The sequence below is a fragment of the Rhizobium sp. K102 genome, assembly GCF_022385315.1.
Lineage (GTDB): Bacteria > Pseudomonadota > Alphaproteobacteria > Rhizobiales > Rhizobiaceae > Rhizobium > Rhizobium croatiense.
Map to the genome: position 1 here is coordinate 964,923 of NZ_CP092436.1, position 18,516 is coordinate 983,438.

Here is an 18,516-nt window from a genome sequence, read left to right on the forward strand (position 1 = left end):
CTGCCGCGGCAGGGTGCCGCTCCTGCCGCGCGCCGGCGGATTATCGTCAAAGGCGCATATAACACTTGCCGGTGCGATCGACAAATTCGCAAGCGCAAACGCAAACGGCGCCCCTAGCGGAGCGCCGTTCATGCCGCAGAAAGCGGAAATCCGACTTACGAAGCCGAGATGTTGACGGCCTTCGGGCCCTTGCCCATGCGGTCCGGCTCGGTGTCGAAGGTAACCTGCTGGCCTTCGCGCAGCGACTGGATGCCAGAAGCCTGCAGCGCGGAGATGTGGACGAAAACGTCCTTTGCGCCGCCGTCCGGCGTGATGAAACCAAAACCCTTGTCCTGGTTGAAGAATTTTACGGTGCCTTTGGTGGCCATTGGGATCGTCCTTTTCCCTTAGTCTGTCTAGTATCCGCGCCCCCGAGGGGAAGCGGACGGCTTTAGCTTTCGCCCCGAATCGATGGGACGAAGGGTCAGTCGGAGAAGTCACGTACGGGGAAAGAACGTCTACGCAGGCGGGTATTCCCGCGTCTCCTTCCGTAACGGAAGGGATTGCCACATCAGTCCAGTCACCGGCATGCTAATGCCCGAGTAGGTGGATTCGTGCCATCATTTCGGTCAAAAGGCAAGCGCCATTATTGTGGCATGCCGCTTATCGTGACAGGAAATGCCGAAGATTCAGTTACTTGACGAAAAGTTGGCAGATGCTTGCACGGCTGTGCCATAGCGGGATCGGCGTGCCGAAACGGAACGAGGCGGTGCGCAGCAACCCTGCATTGCTCTTTGCTCGCGCTCGGTGCATGCGCTCTATCGTTGCCGACATGCCGGGCACGCTTCTCTGACGAGCAGAAGAGGGGCGGCGCTTGGGTCTGCCGCCACCTATTGCGCATCTCCTAACAGCGCGGTCAGGCTCCAGGGAGCATCGCCTTTCTGATTGGCGATGTCATCGACCTTCCAGCCGCCGTGCTCGCGCACCAAAGTATAGAAGAGCGTCACTTCCTCGCCGTTTTTGAACTGCACTTCCACCTCGGCCTTGTCGTCGAGCAGGATCGGCTGGCCGATCCGGACGTTGCTCGCTTCGCCGTCCTGGCCCGCAATGACAGGGTCGAAATCGACCGCGCCGACATCGCCCTCCGGCGTGTTGTCGAGATCGGTCTGGAGAAGCTTGTTCAGGTGGTCGGAAAAGAAGATCGAATAGGGCGACGGCGCCTCGGCGTCGCTTCTATCGGTGTCGTAGCTGTAAAGCGCCTTGAGCAGCGCTTTCGGCGTCTTGTAGGTCTCCGCCAAGGCGGGCAGAGCTGCGAATACCGAGACGGCGAGGGCGAGGATGAATGTGGGCAGACGCATGCGGCTCTCCTCGGATGGGTGGAGAATCATAGCCGAAACGGGCGTCGACGTGGAGCGGCATTTTCGGAGCGTGTCCGCATGGCCGCCGGCCTCGCCGTTTCCGGGTGGCGCCCGCGACGACCGCCGGAAGAGTCTTACCGGTGGGGCTTGCAAGACTGCTAGCCCCACCGCTGTTGAAAGCCGCCTACGACGCATCTCTGGTCGGCGGCAACTGTCGTGTTAGATCAGCGCCTCATGCGCGAGGCTCGAAGACGACAGCTCGAAGACGTCCTTCACGGCCAGCGTGAAGTCGTGGCTGGTGGTGTTGCCGGCCGCGTCATAGGCTTCGGCGGTGAAGGTCAGGCTGTGGTTGCTTTCGTAGTCGATCGCCGCCTTGGTCTGGAGCTTGTTGCCGACGAGCTTGAAGATGCCGTCGGCATTATCGGTCAGCCGCCACTTGACCACGCCACCTTCCGGATCGACGGCCGAGAGTAGGCCGACCGAGGTGCCGATCGCGACATTCTCGGAGATCGAGCTGCGCGAGAAGGCGAGCTTGATCGGCGCCTGGTTGGCCGGGGCCTCGTTGACGTCGAGGACGTTGATGGTGATGTCCTTCTCGACCGTGACCTTGCCGTCGGAGACCGCCACCTTGATCGTGTGGGACGTCGCCGTCTCGTAGTCCAAGGCCTTCGAGGTGACGATACGATTGCCTTTCAAGCGGAAGTGATCGCCGGCGCCGTCGATGAGCGTGTAGGTGAGGGCGTCGCCATCGGCATCTTTGGCGCTGAGCAGGCCGACCGTCGTCCAGATCGCGGTGCTCTCGGAAAGGGCGGTTTTCGAGAGCTGAATATTGGTCGGTGCGGCGTTGTGATCGGCGGTGAACGTTCCCTTGGTGAAATCGTAGACGCCATCGGCAAAACGTGCGAACTCGACGTTATTTAGCCGATCCGTCCCTTCCTTGGCGTTCGTCAGGAAGTGATCGCCGTTGTTCGTCGAGAAGGAATAGTTAGCGAAATTGCCGGAGAAGACCGCCATGTCGATGCCGGCGCCGCCAAACAGTACGTCGTTGCCCGCGCCGCCTTCGAACCTGTCGTTGCCGTCAGTCCCGAAGAAATAGTCGTCGCCGGCGCCGGTCTTGACGTCCATGCCGAAGGCGCTGCCGAAAATATCGACGTGGCGGTTTGCCAGCTCGTCGGAGAGGTCGACATGGGCGCTGTCCGTCAATACCAAGGAGAGCACGTCGCTCTCATAGCCCGGCTTGTCGTATATGACGATCTTGTCGAAGCTATCGAATTGGGCGGCCGAAGCGAAAACCTGGGCTCCTGCTGTTTCAAGAATTTCGACGTTTTTGATCGTGAAGCCCGCAAGCCCGATGAACTCCTCTCCAGGGCCTAAAGTCGGCTCGATCACACGCAGCGTGTCCGTGCCGGCGCCGCCGTCGATCGTTCCGGAAAGCGCGGAAGAGTGTGACTGCAGGTTGATGGCATCATTGCCGTCGCCGGCGTCGATATCGAAGGTCTCGGGAGTGGTGGAAACATTGTCGCCGTCGGTGATCTTGTCATCGCCCGCACCAGCCCTGATGACGTCATTTCCAGCGCCGCCGAAGATCTGGTCATTGCCCATGCCACCGTCGAAAATGTCGTTACCACCGGCGCCGGTCAATCGGTCATTGCCGCCGCCGGTCGTGACGTCGATGCCGAAGGCGGTGCCCTTGATGTCCGCCCCATGGTTTGCAAGTTCGTCGGAAAGATCGAGATGCACGCTGTCGGTCAACGTCAGCTGGGCGAGGGGGGTGTTCTCGCCCTCCTTATAGACAATCTTGTTGAAGCTCTCGAACTGCGCGGCCGACCCGGAAACTATCGACCCCGCGGTTTCAAGAATTTCGACATTCTTGATCGTCAGGCCGGTAAGCCTGGAAGTCTGCAGCTTGTCGGTGCCAGCGCCCCCATCGATTATTCCAGAAAATGCGACAGCGTAGGTCTCTAAGTCGATGCTATCATTGCCGTCGCCTGCATCAATATCGAAGACTCCGGACTCTTCGATGGAAAAGACATCGCCATCGACGATTATATCGTCGCCCGTCCCGCCTCTGATGACGTCATTTCCGGCTCTACCGTAGATATAGTCGTTGCCCTCACCGCCGATCAGCAAGTCATTTCCATCCTTGCCGTCTACGACATCATTTCCCGCGCCTGCGTTGAAAATGTCGTTGCCGTCCGTTCCGTAAAAGCGGTCTTCGCTGCTCCCGGTCGTGACGTCGATGCCCGAGACTCTGCCATAGATGTGCACTGTGCCGCTTGTCAGTTCGTCGGAGAGGTCGACATGGGAGCCATCTGTCAAGCTCATGGTGATGTCCATGCCTTGATATTGACTGACGATCTTGTCGAAGCTTTCAAGCTGTGCGGTCGATGCGAGCACAGTATGTGGCCCGGTCTCGAGGATTTCGAAGTTCTTGATCGTCAGGCCCGTGAGATCGGCGGCTTGCAGTTTGTCGGTGCCGGCGCCGCCGTCTACTGTTCCGGATACCGTAGTGAAGGTACCCTTCGATACAGCCACAGTGTCATTGCCAATACCGCCATCGATGTTGAAAGTCTCAGGGAGATCCGAAAAAAATCGCCATCAACAATTGTGTCGTCGCCCGCGCCACCTTTGATGACGTCATTGCCGAGGCGGCCGAACAGCCGGTCATTTCCGGCCCCACCATTCAGCGTGTCATTGCCGGTTCCACCATCGAGCAAATCGTCGCCGAGACCGCCGCTTAGCGTGTCTGCGCCGCCACCACCCAGTATGGTGTCCTTGCCTGCGCCCGTTGTGATGACATTGGCACTTGCTGAGCCTGTCACCTCCGCGGAAATCGCTCCCAGCTCATCGGCGAGGTCTGCCGCGCCGGAACCCGAAACCTGAAGGGTGACCGCGGCGAGAGGATTCGCTTCGGAGTAGCGGATCACGTCGTAAGCTTCGAACTCGGCACCGGTTTTGGTAATCGGTGCGCCGTTCGTATTCAGAACATTCAAGGCCATATTCAAACTTTCCAAAAGATGTGTTGCTCTCTGAAAGAGCGGATGACGGGACGTGGCCTCATTCGGAGATTCGGCAGCCGTAAGTTGGAAGCTGCCAGCACTGGAGCGGTGCTGGTTTAAGCGGGGCGCGCGCCGACGCATTCTGTCGGCGCGGCTGATTTGATCGAGCCGTTCGGAGGGGGGCCGCGTCCAAGGGCATAGGGTGCGCCCTTGATCGGCGGTGGCGCGGGCTAGATCAAGGCGTCGTGCAGCAGGCTCGACGGCTCGAAGACGTCCTTCACGGCCAGCGTGAAGTCGTGGCTGGTGGCGTTGCCGGCCGCGTCATAGGCTTCGGCGGTGAAGGTCAGGCTATGGGTGCTTTCGTAGTCGATGGCCGCCTTGGTCTGGATCTTGTTGCCGACGAGCTTGAAGATGCCGTCGGCATTATCGGTCAGCCGCCACTTGACCACGCCACCTTCGGGATCGACGGCCGAGAGCAGGCCAACCGAGGTGCCGATCGCGACATTCTCGGAGATCGAGCTGCGCGAGAAGGAAAGCTTAATCGGCGCCTGGTTGGCCGGAGCCTCGTTGACGTCGAGCACGTTGATGGTGATGTCCTTCTCGACCGTGACCTTGCCGTCGGAGACCGCCACCTTGATCGTGAGGGACTTCGCCGTCTCATAGTCCAGCGCTTTCGAGGTGACGGTGCGATTGCCCTTCAGGCGGAAGTGATCGCCAGCGCCGTCGATGAGCGTGTAGGTGAGGGCGTCACCATCGGCGTCCTTGGCGCTGAGCAGGCCGACCGTCGTCCAGATCAGCGTGTCCTCGGAGAGGGCAGTTTTCGAGAGCTGGATGTTGGTTGGCGCGTTATTCGTGCTCGTGAATGTTTGCGTGGTGAATTCGTAGATGCCGTCGGCAAAACGGGCGAATTCGACGCCTGTCAGCATATCCTCATCGTCCTGCCCGGTCAGGCTGCTCACGATGTGGGATTCATTATCGTAGCGGAAGCCGAGCATATAGTCGGCGAACTTAGCGGAGAAGACTGCCGTGTCGGTGCCGGCGCCGCCGTCGATGATGTCGTAGCCGCCGCCGCCCTCGAAAATGTCGTTGCCGTCGGTGCCCGTAAACTGGTCGTCGCCGCCGCCGGCCTTGACGTCAATGCTGGAGCCATAGCCGGTGATAAAAGCTCCGTGGCCTCCCAGCTCATTGGAAAGATCGAGGTGGGCGCTGTCCGTTATTGCCAGTGAGGGGCGAGAAACAACGTCGAACGGATTGATCGAGCCGACGATGCTATCAAAGCTTTCGAACTGTGCGCTCGAACCGGCAACCTGAAATCTTGCAGTGTCAAGGACTTCGAAGTTCTCGATCGTCAGCCCCCTTAGATCGGGGGCTTGCAGCGTATCGAACCCGTCACCGCCATTGATTGTTCCGGAAATCAGTGGAGCGAATGGCTGCACGATGACGGAATCGCTGCCGCCGCCGGCGTCGATGTCCAAGACTTCCGGCACGAGCCCGAGGTCCGGAGAGACGTTGCCAACATCACCGTCGGTGATGGTATCATTGCCGGCGCCGCTTCTGATGACATCATTCCCGCCGTCGCCGTAGATCTGGTCGTTGCCATCGCCGCCATTCAGGGTGTCGTTGCCAGTTCCGCCATGGAGGTGATCATTTCCGGCGCCGCCGTTCAGCGTGTCTGCGCCGTCACCGCCCGAGATCGTGTCGTTGCCTGCGCCTGTCGTGATCGTATCGTCGCTGCTTGAACCCGTCACATCTACGGAGCCCGAGCCCAGTTCGTCGGAAAGGTCTACCGTCCCGGAATCCGAGATGATCAGGGCGGCCGCGACGAGAGGATTGAGCTCGGAATGGCGAATGACGTCGTAAGCTTCGAATTCGGCGCCGGTCTTGGTAATCGTGGCACCGTTCGTCTCCAGGATATTCAAAGGAATATCCGGAGGAGTGCTGTTGACCGTGAAAGTGTTCTTATCGAAATCGTAGACGCCATCGGCAAATTGCGCGAATTCGACGTCTTGCAGCGTATCCGTGCCTTCCAGTCCGCTCGTCACGACCTTTTCAAAATTTTCCACGGAAAGGGAATAGTCGGCAAAATTGCCGGCGAAAACTGCCGTGTCGGTGCCGTCGCCGCCATTGAGCTGGTCGTCGCCGGCGCCGCCGGTCAATTTGTCATTGCCGTCCTCGCCGGCGAGAAAGTCATTGCCGCCGCCGCCGTCGAAAATGTCGTTGACGCCACTGCCCGAAAATACGTCGTCGCCATCGCCAGTTTTGACGTCAACGCCGGAGGGATTGTTCCAGCCCGAGATATGGGCTCGACGGTCCGCCAACTCGTCGGAAAGATCGAGGTGGGCGCTGTCCGTCACCGCCAAAGAGGCAAAGAATTCGGATAAGGGATCTGTCGATCCGATGATCTTATCAAAACTTTCGAACTGCGCGCTCGAACCGGTAACAGTATATGGCGAGGTCTGAAGGACTTCGACGTTCTTAATCGTCAGACCGTCGAGCGAGGAGGACTGCAGCGTATCGATTCCGGCGCCGCCATCGACTGTTCCGGATATCAATGGATTGTATCTCTCCACGATTATGGAATCGTCGCCATCACCGGCGTCAATGGCAGTGAGTTGCGGCTGATCTACCGATCCCGGCCAGGGGACGCCACCGCCAATAATTAGGTCGTTGCCGGCGCCGCCGATCAATATGTCGTTGCCGTTACCACCGCCGATGATATCGTCGCCAGCGCCGCCGTTCAGCGTGTCGTTGCCGTCGCTGCCTGAAATGGTGTCGTTGCCCGTGCCCGTCGTAATCGCATTGCCGTAGTAAGAGCCAATCACGTGTGCAGAGACAGAGCCCAGCTCATCAGCCAGATCCACCACGCCGGCATCGGAAACAACAAGAATCACAGGTGCGGAAGGATTGGCTGCGGAGTCGCGGATAACGTCATAAGCTTCGAACTCGGCGCCGGTCTTGGTGACTGTGGCGCCGTTGGTGTCCAGTATATTCAAGGCCATATTTAAAATTACCCCCAATAGATGCGTTTTACTTCGAAAAATCAGAACTCCGCGGAAGAACTGGTTAATTGGTTCGGCGGAAGACAACCCCCACGGGGATCTATGCCAATCATTAATGATGTTTTCAATGAAAAATTGTGATTTTTTTTTGGTTTTTTAACGAAAAACTAAGGCTGAAATACTGGAAAATAACTTTGATTTTGCAAACCAAAAGTCGTATTTTAGTCTTTTAATTTATACTCTTTCCTGACGCATATAATTCTCGCTGTAGGTGCGAGACTATTCTTCCCGGCGCGCTTCAGTATCGCCGTTCCATAAAGACCGGCAATCGGCCTGCCGTCCCGGCACCGGGCGGGAGGGGCATTCCGGCAAGCGCACAACTAACGCTTTGTTGACCGGACTTGGTTCCGGAACATAATAAGAACATCTAATATTCTGTCGGCAGCGAGGGCCCATGTGCGGACGCATTTTCGTCAAGACATCGCTTGAAGAATTGATCAGCAATTTTCCCTTTGCCGTGAAGAGCGGGGATATCGATGGACTTGGAAATCGCTTTCCCCGCTGGAACGGCGCGCCGTCACAGGATTATCCCATTATCATCAGGGACATTGTGCGCGAACCGGATACGTCAGGCCCTATGTTCGTCGTGGCGCGATGGGGTCTGATGCCCTCCTGGGCCAAGCCCGGCGGCCGGCCGCCGCCGGTCAATATCCGCTGCGAAGGGATCAGCTCCAACGGCATGTCCCGTGCCGCCTACCGCTCGCGCCGCTGCCTGGTGCCGATCAATGGCTTCTTCGAATGGAAGGACATTCACGGCACCGGCAAGAACAAGCAGCCCTATGCCATCGCCATGAAGGACGGCTCGGCCTTCGCGCTCGCCGGCATCTGGGAGACCTGGAAGGACGAGAAAGGCGTGTCCATCCGCAACTTCGCCATCGTCACCTGCGCGCCGAACGCGATGATGGCGGAGATTCACGATCGCATGCCTGTTATCCTGCATCGCGAGGATTACGAGCGCTGGCTGTCTTCCGAGCCGGACCCGAACGATTTGATGAAACCTTTCCCGGCGGAACTGATGGTGATGTGGAAAATCGGCCGGGATGTCGGCTCGCCGAAGAACGACAGGCCCGACCTCATCGAAGAGGTCGAGGACGATTCCGAGCCGACGCTGATCTAGGATACTTCCGGCAAGCCGCGGCGGTCTTGCGTCCGGAATTGCTCTGATGTCACCGGCTCGGGCGGGAGCCATTCACGAAACCATGCGGCAAACACATCCTCACGAGGAGAGGACCACGCATGCAAGACGATATCGCAACACTCCTGCGGTCGTTCCTCAACAATGCCCTTCGCAAACAGTCTCAGCGCCGCATTCGGGATTTCGGCGGCTATCAGGTCGGCAAGCGCCGCAACCTGCATGTCATCGAACCGATCGCGCGGGATACCGCGGAATTTCTCTGCGCCTATCTCTGCATCAGCCTGCGCGGCGAACCGGCGAGCAAGGAAGGCGTCGCCTCCGCCATCGCTGCAGCCTTGAGGAACGTCTCCGACGAGCTTGCCTTCAAGCTGACCCGGCACAGTGACGAGGCGTGGACGACCCTCTGTCATTCTGTGGCGGAGTTTCTGGAGGGCTGCCTGCAGATCGATCATAGGCCCTATGACGGCTCCCTGACCGCGCAATCGGACTATAATGGCTGGAAGAGCTGGGAGTTGATCACCAGTGGCGAGAAGCCGAAGGGCAAATGGCGGCACGCCTGGAAGGAAAAGCCCGGCGACGATTTCATCGGTTTTGACGGCGGTGCCTGCATGGGACGGATCTTCAAGATCGACCTGATGGATTCGAGTGAGCGCTGGTATTGGCTGATCGCCGCCGATGGCAGCCCCCGGCGCGGCTGGCCGGCGGCGGGGTATGAAGCGAGTGCGAGGAGTGCAGCCTGTCGGGTGGAGCGAATTTATTTTGCGCTGGCGAGGGGCGAGGAGAGGATGGGGTTTGGGTGAGGGGAGGCTAGGCCAGCTTGATGAGGCCGGCTTCGGTCGGCCGGAAGCCACAGGCGCGATAGAAGGAGGTCAGGTGCGGCTCGAAATCGACATGCAGCCACTCGGCGCCGCGCTCGCGGGCAAGCTGCGTGGCTTCCCTGACCAATTGCGTGGCGATGCCCTGCCGGCGCATATCGGGGTGAACGCAGGTGTCGAGAAGGAAGGCATGAATGCCGCCATCCCAGGCGACATTGACGAAGCCGACGAGGCTGTCGTCGTGATAGGCGCCGACATGCGCGAGGCTGCGGGGCAGGATTCGGGAGAAGTCAGGTGCTTCGGGTGTGCTCCAGGCGGCGGACCAGAGCGTGCTGAGGTCAGCGGGCGAGGGGAAGGGGTCGATGCGGAATTCGGGCATGGGCGGGGACCGGTTTGTTCGTCGCCGTGCTTGCTGGGTTTTTCTGCCGATTGCGGTCACTTCGCAATAGGTTTCATCGCTGCGGCGGGCAAACTCCTCTCTGCCTTGACATGAGGCGGGTCATTCTCCTCCGTCATTCCTGTGACAAGCACAGGAATGACGGAGGAGAATGGGGCGGCGACCGAGGAAGGCGTCGCCGGTCTTTCAGGAGCAAAGAAAATTGCCGAGATCACGGTGCGTTTTTAACGTTGAAGTTCACCGCCCCGGCCGCCCGGTCTTTCCCTTCGTCCGCCCCTTGCGCTTCTGCTCGCCCGGCTCCTCGTAGCTCCCGGCGCCGACGCGTCCACGCACCACCGGCCGCACGCCGTCATCGCGTTCCGGCTGGCCTTCAAGCAATGGCGAGAAGTGCTTTGTGCCCTTTGAGGCCTCCGGCTTTTCCGGCACGCGGCCGGTCACCGGCTTTTCCGTGCGGCCGACCGTCATCTCGTCGAGGTCGTTTTTGCGGAAGAGGCTCTTGCCGGCGGGGGTGGTGGGGTCGCGGCCCATTTCGTCGAGATGGGGTTTGCGGAAGAGGGGCGTGGTCGTGTCGGTGCCTGGGCCCATCTCGTCGAGGGAGGGCCTGGAGAAGTAGGAGGATGTGGCCCCCTCATCCGCCCTGCCGGGCACCTTCTCCCCCGCGGGGAGAAGGGCCTCGCGGGTGGCCTTGGCGTTCCGCTTGATGCCTTCCATGGCCTTCGATTCTTCGCGCGCCATCGGATCGTCCATGACGGCCAGTTCGGCGGCCTTGAGGCGTTTGATTTCGTCGCGGAGGCGGGCGGCTTTTTCGAAGTCGAGGTCGGCGGCGGCGTCGCGCATGCTTTTTTCGAGCGCGTTGAGATGGGCCTGCAGATTGTTGCCGACCAGGTTGCCGCCGTCGGCGAAGCCTTTGCCCGAGACGCCTGAGATGTCGGCGCGGACGTGGTCGCGTTCGTAGACAGAGTCGAGGATGTCGGAGATCTTGGCCTTGACGGATTCCGGGGTGATGCCGTTTTCGAGGTTGTAGGCCATCTGCTTTTCGCGGCGGCGGGCGGTCTCGTCCATTGCGCGCTGCATGGAGCCGGTCACCTGGTCGGCATAGAGGATGACCTTGCCGTCGACGTTACGGGCGGCACGACCAATGGTCTGGATCAGCGAGGTTTCCGAGCGCAGGAAGCCTTCCTTGTCGGCGTCGAGAATGGCGACGAAGCCGCATTCGGGAATATCGAGACCCTCGCGCAGCAGATTGATGCCGACGAGCACGTCGAAGGCGCCGAGGCGGAGATCGCGGATGATCTCGATGCGCTCCAGCGTGTCGATATCGGAGTGCATGTAGCGCACCCGCACGCCCTGTTCATGCAGATATTCGGTCAGGTCCTCGGCCATGCGCTTGGTCAGCACGGTGCAAAGCGTGCGATAGCCCTTGGCCGCGGTCTCGCGGATCTCGCCGAGCACGTCGTCGACCTGGGTGCGGGCCGAGCGGACCTCGACCGGCGGGTCGATCAGGCCGGTCGGGCGGATCACCTGCTCGGCGAAGACGCCGCCTGATTGTTCCATCTCCCAGCCGCCGGGGGTGGCCGAGACGGCGATGGTGTCGGGGCGCATGGCGTCCCATTCCTCGAAGCGCAGCGGCCGGTTGTCCATGCAGGAGGGCAGGCGGAAGCCGTATTCGGCCAGCGTCGCCTTGCGGCGGAAGTCGCCCCGGTACATGCCGCCGATCTGCGGCACGGTGACATGGCTTTCGTCGATGAAGACGAGGGCGTTGTCGGGGATATATTCGAACAGGGTCGGCGGCGGATCGCCGGGGTCGCGGCCGGTGAGATAACGCGAATAGTTCTCGATGCCCTGGCAGGAGCCGGTGGCTTCGAGCATTTCGATATCGTAGCGGGTGCGCTGCTCCAGGCGCTGGGCCTCCAGCAGGCGGCCGGCCTTCTCCAACTCGGCGAGGCGAAGCCTGAGCTCTTCCTTGATCGACTTGATGGCGCCGTTCAGCGTCGGGCGCGGGGTGACATAGTGCGAATTGGCGTAGATCTTCACCGATTTCAGGTCGCCGACCTTTTGGCCGGTGAGAGGATCGAACTCGGTGATGGCGTCGATCTCGTCGCCGAACATCGAGATGCGCCAGGCGGCATCCTCCAGGTGGGCGGGGAAGAGTTCGATCGTGTCGCCGCGCACCCGGAAGGAACCGCGGGTGAAATCCATGTCGCGGCGCTTGTATTGCTGGGCGACGAGATCGGCCAGCAGCTGGCGCTGGTCCAGCCGGTCGCCGACCGACATCTGGAAGGTCATCGCCGTATAGGTCTCGACCGAGCCGATACCGTAGATGCAGGAGACCGAGGCGACGATGATGCAGTCGTCGCGTTCGAGCAGCGAGCGCGTCGCCGAGTGGCGCATGCGGTCGATCTGCTCGTTGATCGAGCTTTCCTTCTCGATATAGGTGTCGGAGCGCGGCACATAGGCTTCCGGCTGGTAATAGTCGTAGTAGGAAACGAAATATTCCACCGCATTGTCGGGGAAGAAATTCTTGAATTCGGAATAGAGCTGGGCGGCCAGCGTCTTGTTCGGCGCCAGGATGACGGCCGGGCGCTGCGTCGCCTCGATCACCTTGGCCATGGTAAAGGTCTTGCCGGAGCCGGTGACGCCGAGCAGCACCTGGCTGCGGTCGCCATTCTCCAGCCCCTCGACGAGATCGCGGATCGCCGTCGGCTGGTCGCCGGCCGGCTCGTAATCCGACTTCATCAGGATGCGGATGCCGCCTTCGGACTTGTCAGGGCGGGCAGGGCGGTGCGGCGTCCAGATCTTGCCGTTCTTGTGCAGCGGATTGCCGCTCTCGATTAGCTTCGACAGCGCCTCGACCGTGGCGGTGACGCCGCCGGGCGAGATGTTGCCGGCATCCTCCAGCGAGATATCGAGGCCGGCGACCGGGTTGAGCCCGGCGGCAGCACGCGTCTTCGGATCGCTGGAGCCGCCGATGGAAACGCCGCGCGCGGTCTTGCCCACCGTCGCCTTCTTGTTGACGCTGACGGCTTCGGAATGCTTGCGCGCCGCGTTTTCCACCGCCTTGCGATGCTTGCCGGCCTTGGAGGCGATGTCACGCTGGCTCTCGACGCCCGATGCTTCCGCATCCGCCTCAAGCTGCTTCACCCAATCGGCAACCGAGCCTGAAAGCGGGGCGCCTTCAAAGGACGATTGCGGGGCTTCCTCGAAGCCATTCGGGGCGGGGGATTTCTTCGGAGATTTGGCCATGGCGGGAATATGGAGAGAGTCAGCGCGAAAGGGAAGAGGGAAAGAGTACAAAAGGGAAACGAACGAATCGTTCGGATTGGTGAACAATGTTGAGGCGCGGTCAGCAAGAGCCGGCATCGGTCCTCAATTGGGGTAAATAAAAAGTCTGTGGTTGAAGAGCTGGTCGTCTCCCGCATTGCGCGCGGCAATGTTACAGCTATTGCGGGAATTGGGGACTATTCATGAAAATGATCGTTATCGCATTCGCGGCGACGGCGGCGCTCGCCGGCTGTGCCAAACGTCCTGACGCCATCGTTCAGGTCGATATTCCAATGGCGGCTTATACGAACCTCAGCTGCGAAGCTCTCGCTGGTGAATTCAGAAAGGAGCGCGCCAAGCTGGACGATTTGTCGAAGCAGCAGATCAGCGCGGCGAATGGCGATGCCTTCGGCGTGTTTCTCGTCGGCGTCCCGATCGGCAGCGTTGCCGGAGGAGACAAGGAAGGCGAAATCGCCGCATCAAAAGGCAAGGTTTCCGCCATGCAGTCCGCCGGCATGAGCAAGGGTTGTAAGCTGCCCGGCTGACGGCACGTCGTCGTGGCGACAGAGGTCGAACCACGAAATTCGGGCGTTGGCCATCGATGACGGTTCTGCCACTCGTATGAGCGAGGGGTATGTCGGGCCTATGGTCAAGCTCCCGGGTCAGGGCAACAACCAGCGGCTCTTTGTGGCGTCCGGTCGGCATGGCGGGCTTTGTAAGCCGGCTCTTCCAAAGGACGCCGGCGAGGCCTGCCGTTCACGGTCGCGTGTCGTACCGGAACTGGAAACGGCCCTTGGCAGTTACTGTCCTGTCGTCCCAGCCTCAGGTGCCACTGCCATTAACGACCATTCCGCCTTCTGGAAGAAACCGATTTCGATCGATCTTGATACCGGCGAACGGCTGGTTCTCCGCTCACCGCAGGATGCGCTTTATGCACTGGTCTCCGACTGGCCGGTCAACGGCGGTGTCCATCAGCAGAGGGCGATTGATTTCTGCCGTGCCTGGCTTGCGGGCCGCATGCCGGCCGAGACGGTGCGGCAGGCTTTCATCCTGGCGGCGCTGGAAGCCGGTGTTCCGATCAATGATGATGAAGATGGCGGCGGTATCTCGGCTTTGAGCCCGCCGATGTAAAGCGAGCCGATGTGCGGTCTGCATCCGGACAGGTGGCATTCCGCCAATCGACAAAGTTTCCTTTGATGTATTGCAAATATTGTTCGCGCTGTGTTTGTGGAAATAGCGGCGAGTATATGCTTTGATTCTTAGGAGATCTTACTGAATGAGATGGAAATTTTTTGTTGGCGCTTTCCTGCTGGCGCTTGCCGGCTGCAATGCTCCGGTCTCGCAATCCGTTGCAGATTCGCAGCGTCCGCCCTCGAATGAAGTCCGGCAGAACTTCATCAATATTGTGTTCAAGAGAACTTACAGACACGAAGCAGGAGAAGTCGTCTGGGCGCGCATTTCCAGTGTGGTTCTGCTCGACCCCGAAAAACAGATTTATGCGTATTGTGTACGGATCGTGCCAAAGCACGGTTGGGGAGACTGGGCCTATCTCGGCGTCTCATTCACAGAGGGCAAAGTGCTGGGCGCAACGGTGAATGACGATCGCTGCCACGATAAGCGGCTGCGTTACTACCCGTTTCCTGAGATGAACGGCATGAAGACCTGACGAAAGAGACGAGGGACTTCGGAAGCGCCGCCCATCGGTTCAATCGGAACAAGGGTTGTTTTAGGGCGAGGCTATGCCTGGATTTTAGAAGCGCGGATGCAGCCACGCAGCACGGCTGCATCCGTCATTGCTGCAATGATGCCGAGCAGTGCCCGCACAGCAAAGGCAAAGCACTCAACCCGGGCGTACCATCCTCGCTCCCACAGCGTCATTGCCTCAAGCACACGATCAGGTGCCGCGTAGCCTGAGAACCGCAGAAGGTTACCACGGTCGCCGCCATGCGGAAACATATCCTCATGATCACGCCTCAGAAAACGGATGCTCTCGAATCCGCCGCAGCCGGCGCTCTGCAATACCAGGCGAGGACGAAAATTGTTCCGATGGGAACCAGCAGCGCAACCAACTGGAACCAGCCGCTGCGGTTGATATCGTGAAGTCGGCGGGTGGCCATGGCGATTGACGGGAGGAAGACCGCCAGCGACCAAATTCCGCCCAATGTTCCGGTTGGCTCGATAAGGTACAAAGCGAGGCTGACGAGAACGACGAAGAGCGTCGAAAACCAGAATTCCGATCGGCTCGCTCTGCCGGTGAAATCCACATATTTCCTGAAAAAGCTGCTGATGGCCTGCCCGAAACCCATTGCCTGCGGCAGGTCCCCGAAACGGTTCGGCCCGGCCGCCGGTTTCCTGAAGGCGAGGATCAACCCCACACTTAGCGGAACCATGATGATCAACCAGTGAAACAGAGAAAAACTACCCATAAGATACCCCGAAGATTTAAACGGCCTAACGATAAGCAACGTTCGTTTCGGGAAGATTAATCGGCTTGCAGCCCGTTGCGTTCGGCAATCACAGCGTGAGAAACTGCGGCTGCCGCATTGAGGGTGGGATGATGCCTCGAAGAAGGCCAAGGAACTGGCAGTCGATCACCGCTTGATCAGCACGCTCGCCCGCACCGGCTGTTCAATGCCCTTCAGCGCAAGCACGCGGGTTTCGGCACCTGCCGCGAGATCGGGAGCCTTCGCGGCGGTTTCCGCCGAGATGAGAATCTTCGCCGGCCGCCGCCTGGGATTCAAGTCTCGCGGCCTGATTGACGACGCCGCCGATGGCAGTGAAATCGCTGCGGAAGCTGGAGAATTCGCCGATCTGCACCTCGCCGGAATGGATGCCGACGCCGACACCGAGGGGTCGGCCGGGCAGGGCGTCGGGCGCCAGACTGTTCAGCGCCGCGGCGCAGTTTCGCTGGATCGCCTGCGCGGCCAGGATCGCCGCGGCGGCGTGATCCTTCCTGATGATCGGGAAATTGAAGATCGCCATCAGGCCGTCGCCCATCTGCTTGTTGACGATGCCGTCATGCGCCCAGATCGCCTGGGCGCAGCGATCCTGGAAGAGGCTGACGATTTCACTTAAGCGCACCGCCTCGATCCGCTCCGAGAGATCGGTAAAGCCCCTGATATCGGCAAACAGGATGGTGGCGTCGACAGTGATCTGGCGCTGCTTTTTGACATATTGGAAGGATCGTTCGCAGATCGTGCAGATATCGGGGTTCATCTTGCTGCGGGTGATGCCGAAGGCGCGGAAGGGCAAGGCGAGCGGGCCGCCGATGGGGATCGGCATATGCATCTGGTCCCAGCAGCCACGGCAGATCCTGGCGCTGCCGTGGCTGGCCTGCTCCCCGTAAGTGGATTCTGTCGTCATATCGCACAATCCGTCCACACTGGCCGACACCAAGCTTCCGTCAGTCCTGTAATTTTTGCAACTCTTCCATTTGGCTCGGGCTCAGCTTTGCCATCCCCGCGCGATGATTGCCCGAACTCCCGACGCGGGGCCGTTGCTGCAACGGACGACCGTGGAAATACGGTCACACTTGTTACTCCCACTGTTCGAATTCCGCTGCGAAACTATGTCCGACCAATGCGCGAAGAACCGCGGTTCGATGAAGAGGCGCGGAAAATCGCCCCAATGAGGAGATCGAAGCGATGACTGCAACAGCCGAGAATGGAACGGGCGGACAGTCCATGCAGAAACCCGCGGTGGTATCGCCGGATGCCTGGGAGGCGGCCCGCAAGCAGCTGCTGGTGAAAGAAAAGGCCCAGACCCGTGCCCGTGATGCGCTCGCCGCCGAACGTCGGCGCATGCCGTGGATGGCCGTCGAGAAGAATTATGTTTTTGAAGGGCCTGAGGGCAAGGTCAGGCTGCTCGACCTGTTCGAGGGCAGGCATCAGTTGATCGTCTACCGCGCCTTTTACGAGCCCGGCGTTTTCGGCTGGCCCGATCATGCCTGCCGCGGCTGCTCGATGGTGGCCGACCAGGTCGCTCATGTCGCCCATCTCAACGCCCGCGACACGAGCCTGGTCTTCGCCTCGCGCGCGCCGCAAGCCGAGATCGCGCGGCTGAAGGCGCGGATGGGATGGAGCATGCCATGGGTGACTATCACCGACAGTTTCGACAAGGATTTCGGCGTCGACGAATGGCACGGCACCAATGTGTTCTACCGCGACGGCGAACGCATCTTCCGCACTTATTTCGTCAATAACCGGGGTGACGAACAGATGGGCGGCACCTGGAACTATCTCGACATCACGCCGCTTGGCCGGCAGGAGGTCTGGGAGGATTCACCCGAGGGCTATCCGCAGACGCCAACCTACAAATGGTGGAACTGGCACGACAGCTACGTTCCGGATGCGGCGCCGGACAAGAAATGGGTCGAAGTTTCCGACGCCGGCGAGGCGGCGTTCCGGGCAGAGAGCGCCAACGAGAAGCCTTGAGCGAGATCCGCTGCGACCACTGGGATCTCCAACAGAGAACGGGCCGGCAAGACAGTTGCCTTGCCGGCGGCAGGCCGTGCATAGTGGCGGCGACGCGGAGGGGCCGATGATCAGATTGCATGCGCTTGTTTTGATGATGCTTCTCGTGCCCGCCGCCGTACAGGCGGAAAAACGCTGCGGCTGGCTGGACAATCCGGCGACGGCGACCTGGTCTCTCAATGACGCCGCCGGCGGCTGGATCATCATGGAGAACGGCAGCGGCTACAAGGCCGAGGGAATGGATCGTATTCCTGATCTGACGACCGGCGAATATGTCTACACCCATGCCGTCCATGGTTATGCCTGTGCCTGCATGAAGGTCGACACGGATGGCGAGGGGGGCATCAGCCGCATTCGTTCCGTGCGGCAACTGCCGCTTTCCCGATGCCGGAGCGATCCCGCCCTCGGCTGGTTCCTCAATAAGGATCAGTGACGACGCAGCGAAAGCCCGCCGACATCTCCCGGCTTCCTCGCTGCGTGCGGTCTTGTGAAATTGGTTACCATTTTCCCGACGCTTCTCTTCGGAAACGGAAACCTTCGAGCGTGAGTCCGCGTTATCTCGGTGGCCGACGGTGCGCCTACCGGCGAGAACGGGAGGAGGATGTTTCATGAAAGTCATGATCGTGGAAGATGAGGGTTTTATCGCCCTGGAGCTTGAACGCATCGCGCAGGATGCCGGGCACCAGACGGTCGGGCCGGTTTCGACGGTGGAGCAGGCTCTTGCCTATGCCCCGAAAAGCGACATCGCGCTTGTCGATCTCAGCCTCGCCGACGGCCAGAGCGGCGCCCAGCTCGCCCGCCGGCTGATCGACCGCTATGGCGTCGACGTCATCTTCGTGACCGGCAGTCCGGAGAATGTCGGAAACGGTATCGAAGGCGCGCTCGACGTCATTCCCAAACCCTTCACCGACGACAGGATTGCCGGCGCGCTCTCGCGGGCGCAGGCTTTGCGCAGGGACTTCGATGGCAGCAATGCCATCATGTGACCGTGCGAGCGTGGCGGCGCCCAGCCGGTGGCGCTGAAGGAAGGGTGACGGGGCT

14 protein-coding genes and 2 pseudogenes are annotated in these 18,516 nt (G+C 60.3%); 8 read left to right on the forward strand and 8 right to left on the reverse strand.

The genetic code is table 11. The annotated features are described in order from the left end of the window. Positions 1-155: 155 nt before the first annotated feature. The 4 genes and pseudogenes from MHI61_RS10620 to MHI61_RS10635 all read right to left on the reverse strand — a co-directional run bounded on the left by MHI61_RS10620 (position 156) and on the right by MHI61_RS10635 (position 7,335). On the reverse strand, positions 156-368 hold the full coding sequence (locus tag MHI61_RS10620) for a cold-shock protein (RefSeq protein ID WP_003540801.1): 213 nt from the start codon (positions 366-368) through the stop codon (positions 156-158). 501 nt (positions 369-869) lie between these two features. Beyond that, entirely contained in the window at positions 870-1,337 is a 468-nt protein-coding gene (locus MHI61_RS10625; protein WP_239791968.1) for a DUF3828 domain-containing protein, read from the reverse strand. 219 nt (positions 1,338-1,556) lie between these two features. Further along, positions 1,557-4,336: pseudogene (locus tag MHI61_RS10630) on the reverse strand (metal-binding protein). Positions 4,337-4,566: 230 nt separating this feature from the next. Next, a complete protein-coding gene (locus tag MHI61_RS10635; RefSeq protein WP_239792826.1) occupies positions 4,567-7,335 on the reverse strand; it encodes a metal-binding protein in 2,769 nt (922 codons plus the stop codon). A gap of 454 nt (positions 7,336-7,789) precedes the next feature. Between MHI61_RS10635 and MHI61_RS10640 the strand changes: the two genes are divergently transcribed. Both MHI61_RS10640 and MHI61_RS10645 read left to right on the forward strand, forming a co-directional pair. After that, positions 7,790-8,512 (forward strand): SOS response-associated peptidase, encoded by a 723-nt coding sequence (locus MHI61_RS10640; RefSeq protein WP_239791969.1) that lies wholly within the window; start codon positions 7,790-7,792, stop codon positions 8,510-8,512. 119 nt (positions 8,513-8,631) lie between these two features. After that, positions 8,632-9,330, forward strand: coding sequence for a hypothetical protein (locus MHI61_RS10645; protein ID WP_097579658.1), 699 nt, complete (start codon positions 8,632-8,634; stop codon positions 9,328-9,330). Between the two features lie 7 nt (positions 9,331-9,337). On the opposite strand, the gene MHI61_RS10650 is transcribed toward MHI61_RS10645, so the two are convergent. Together MHI61_RS10650 and uvrB are read right to left on the reverse strand one after the other, a co-directional pair. Then, a complete protein-coding gene (locus MHI61_RS10650; protein WP_239791970.1) occupies positions 9,338-9,724 on the reverse strand; it encodes a GNAT family N-acetyltransferase in 387 nt (128 codons plus the stop codon). Positions 9,725-9,979: 255 nt separating this feature from the next. After that, positions 9,980-12,985: an excinuclease ABC subunit UvrB gene (uvrB, locus tag MHI61_RS10655; protein ID WP_239791971.1), complete on the reverse strand. Its 3,006-nt coding sequence runs from the start codon at positions 12,983-12,985 to the stop codon at positions 9,980-9,982. 221 nt (positions 12,986-13,206) lie between these two features. On the opposite strand from uvrB, the gene MHI61_RS10660 reads away from it, so the two are divergent. The 3 genes from MHI61_RS10660 (at position 13,207) to MHI61_RS10670 (ending at position 14,669) form a co-directional block, all read left to right on the forward strand. Then, the gene (locus MHI61_RS10660) at positions 13,207-13,548 is read left to right on the forward strand and encodes a hypothetical protein (protein ID WP_239791972.1); all 342 of its coding nucleotides are present in this window, start codon (positions 13,207-13,209) and stop codon (positions 13,546-13,548) included. 100 nt (positions 13,549-13,648) lie between these two features. Continuing rightward, entirely contained in the window at positions 13,649-14,134 is a 486-nt protein-coding gene (locus MHI61_RS10665; protein ID WP_239791973.1) for a DUF982 domain-containing protein, read from the forward strand. Between the two features lie 145 nt (positions 14,135-14,279). Beyond that, positions 14,280-14,669: a hypothetical protein gene (locus MHI61_RS10670; RefSeq protein WP_239791974.1), complete on the forward strand. Its 390-nt coding sequence runs from the start codon at positions 14,280-14,282 to the stop codon at positions 14,667-14,669. Between the two features lie 307 nt (positions 14,670-14,976). Here the strand turns inward: MHI61_RS10670 and MHI61_RS10675 are convergent, their stop codons facing one another. Beyond that, complete coding sequence (locus tag MHI61_RS10675) at positions 14,977-15,429, reverse strand: DUF805 domain-containing protein (protein ID WP_239792827.1); 453 nt, start codon at positions 15,427-15,429, stop codon at positions 14,977-14,979. A gap of 165 nt (positions 15,430-15,594) precedes the next feature. Then, positions 15,595-16,366, reverse strand: a pseudogene (locus MHI61_RS10680) (adenylate/guanylate cyclase domain-containing protein). 281 nt (positions 16,367-16,647) lie between these two features. Between MHI61_RS10680 and MHI61_RS10685 the strand changes: the two are divergent. The 3 genes from MHI61_RS10685 (at position 16,648) to MHI61_RS10695 (ending at position 18,461) form a co-directional block, all read left to right on the forward strand. Then, positions 16,648-17,436: a DUF899 domain-containing protein gene (locus MHI61_RS10685; RefSeq protein WP_239791975.1), complete on the forward strand. Its 789-nt coding sequence runs from the start codon at positions 16,648-16,650 to the stop codon at positions 17,434-17,436. Positions 17,437-17,542: 106 nt separating this feature from the next. Next, a complete protein-coding gene (locus tag MHI61_RS10690) occupies positions 17,543-17,908 on the forward strand; it encodes a DUF4087 domain-containing protein (RefSeq protein WP_239791976.1) in 366 nt (121 codons plus the stop codon). 175 nt (positions 17,909-18,083) lie between these two features. Next, positions 18,084-18,461, forward strand: a complete 378-nt coding sequence (locus tag MHI61_RS10695; RefSeq protein ID WP_183837543.1) for a response regulator — start codon at positions 18,084-18,086, stop codon at positions 18,459-18,461. The last annotated feature ends 55 nt before the right edge of the window (positions 18,462-18,516 follow it).

Bases quoted from the DNA above. Each gene is read 5' to 3' on its own strand.
- MHI61_RS10620 (WP_003540801.1), bottom strand. From the start codon at position 368: ATGGCCACCAAAGGCACCGTAAAATTCTTCAACCAGGACAAGGGTTTT.
- MHI61_RS10625 (WP_239791968.1), bottom strand. From the start codon at position 1,337: ATGCGTCTGCCCACATTCATCCTCGCCCTCGCCGTCTCGGTATTCGCA.
- MHI61_RS10635 (WP_239792826.1), bottom strand. From the start codon at position 7,335: ATGGCCTTGAATATACTGGACACCAACGGCGCCACAGTCACCAAGACC.
- MHI61_RS10640 (WP_239791969.1), top strand. From the start codon at position 7,790: ATGTGCGGACGCATTTTCGTCAAGACATCGCTTGAAGAATTGATCAGC.
- MHI61_RS10645 (WP_097579658.1), top strand. From the start codon at position 8,632: ATGCAAGACGATATCGCAACACTCCTGCGGTCGTTCCTCAACAATGCC.
- MHI61_RS10650 (WP_239791970.1), bottom strand. From the start codon at position 9,724: ATGCCCGAATTCCGCATCGACCCCTTCCCCTCGCCCGCTGACCTCAGC.
- uvrB (WP_239791971.1), bottom strand. From the start codon at position 12,985: ATGGCCAAATCTCCGAAGAAATCCCCCGCCCCGAATGGCTTCGAGGAA.
- MHI61_RS10660 (WP_239791972.1), top strand. From the start codon at position 13,207: ATGAAAATGATCGTTATCGCATTCGCGGCGACGGCGGCGCTCGCCGGC.
- MHI61_RS10665 (WP_239791973.1), top strand. From the start codon at position 13,649: ATGGTCAAGCTCCCGGGTCAGGGCAACAACCAGCGGCTCTTTGTGGCG.
- MHI61_RS10670 (WP_239791974.1), top strand. From the start codon at position 14,280: ATGAGATGGAAATTTTTTGTTGGCGCTTTCCTGCTGGCGCTTGCCGGC.
- MHI61_RS10675 (WP_239792827.1), bottom strand. From the start codon at position 15,429: ATGGGTAGTTTTTCTCTGTTTCACTGGTTGATCATCATGGTTCCGCTA.
- MHI61_RS10685 (WP_239791975.1), top strand. From the start codon at position 16,648: ATGACTGCAACAGCCGAGAATGGAACGGGCGGACAGTCCATGCAGAAA.
- MHI61_RS10690 (WP_239791976.1), top strand. From the start codon at position 17,543: ATGATCAGATTGCATGCGCTTGTTTTGATGATGCTTCTCGTGCCCGCC.
- MHI61_RS10695 (WP_183837543.1), top strand. From the start codon at position 18,084: ATGAAAGTCATGATCGTGGAAGATGAGGGTTTTATCGCCCTGGAGCTT.